At 56.7% G+C, this 1,400-nt stretch carries 1 protein-coding gene; it reads right to left on the bottom strand.

All coding sequences use genetic code 11. The features are described 5' to 3' along the window. Positions 1–11: 11 nt before the first annotated feature. On the bottom strand, positions 12–1,394 hold the full coding sequence (locus VPH46_RS16250; protein ID WP_416612900.1) for a DUF6538 domain-containing protein: 1,383 nt from the start codon (positions 1,392–1,394) through the stop codon (positions 12–14). Positions 1,395–1,400: the final 6 nt, after the last annotated feature.

Raw genomic sequence — 1,400 nt, 5'->3', positions numbered from 1 at the left:
GGGTTGACTGGTCAGCCCTTGCTTGTCTCAACATAGAGGTGCGACAGATCGAGACCGGGATAAGCTATTTTTGAGATGGCATCATTGAGTGCTGAGGAACGATAACCCCGCCCGTAGGCATCGGCGACCCCGCCACCACTACTCCCAGAAGATGTGGTCCAGCCGCCCAGTGTGAGGGCAATATCGCGATCAATCCGGGCCTCCCGCAATGCGTCTCGAAATGAATGCCGAAAACCATGGAAGCATGCACCCGGCGCAGCAGCATTTGTTGAGGCAAGAAAGCGAGCAAACCATTTTGCAAACTTTCCCGAGTAGAGGCCCAGTGAGTCCAAGCTAAGGTCGGGAAAGAGGCGGCAATCTCCCGATCGACGGCGCTCGCTCACATAGTGCGCAAAGCCGATCCTTATAAGCTCGGGATGCACTGGAACTAACCGTCTGCTGGCCGCCGTCTTGAGTCTCTTGCTGTCGCCATCGACATCCGAGACAACGAAACACAGAACATTTTCAATCGACCTCACGTCCGCCGTGAGCAACTGACATATCTCCGCTTGCCGCATCCCCGACCAGAGGGCGATAAGTGGAATCCAGAAGCGCCCGCGCCGGGGGCGATTGGGGCCAACTACTGCATAGCCCAAGCCATCATCTTTACATCCGGTATAAAGAGGAGCCGTGAAAATGGCGCTTAGCTGCGGCAACGTGAATGGATTACGTTTCTCGCGCGCCAGCCTCCGGTCAGCGACCCGCAACCCTCGTGCCGGATTTCGGTCGATCATTTCTTCTCGGACAGCCCAGTTGAGGAGGCTGGAAAGCTTATTCATATACTCGTTGCAGTTTGCGGCGCTCATCGGGGCAATACCACGCTGGTGAGCGTCCGCAGCAACATCGACAGGAGATATACCCGGCCACCTTTTGCGTGAATTCGGAGGAAGCGCTTGAAGCACGCTCAATACTTGGCGGCACCCATCACGCGATATCAACTTAATGGGCGTTTCGCTGCCCATAATGGCGCAGACAGTCGCGAACGTCGTCCGATAAACGATCTGGCTCTTCGGAGAACGACTGATAGTTGCGTCCGTCAGATAGCGTTCGACGACAGTTCCGAGCGTCAGTCCATGAACAGCGGTCGTCGAAGACGCAGCAATCTCCGCGACGTGTAGCTCAGGCTGTGCTGACGCAGCTTTCCACGCGCCAGAATTCCGCGCTTCTTCGAAGCTTCGATCGATCTGATAGGCCATCACCTTTGCCGATCGTCGGGCAACGGCCAGCGAGACTGTCCCCAACGACCTGTTGATATGGCTCGATCCAATGACTTGCCTCAGATCGGCGGGCACCCGCACCCGATACTGATACACCGCCCCTCGACGCCAGACACCAGAAGGCGATCTGTGTGACACCTGTGT

This window comes from Sphingomonas sp. MJ1 (PH-R8) (assembly GCF_048058635.1).
Classification (GTDB): domain Bacteria; phylum Pseudomonadota; class Alphaproteobacteria; order Sphingomonadales; family Sphingomonadaceae; genus Sphingomonas.
The sequence above is the reverse complement of the archived record's forward strand: the minus strand, read 5'-3'. Positions and strand labels throughout refer to the sequence as shown.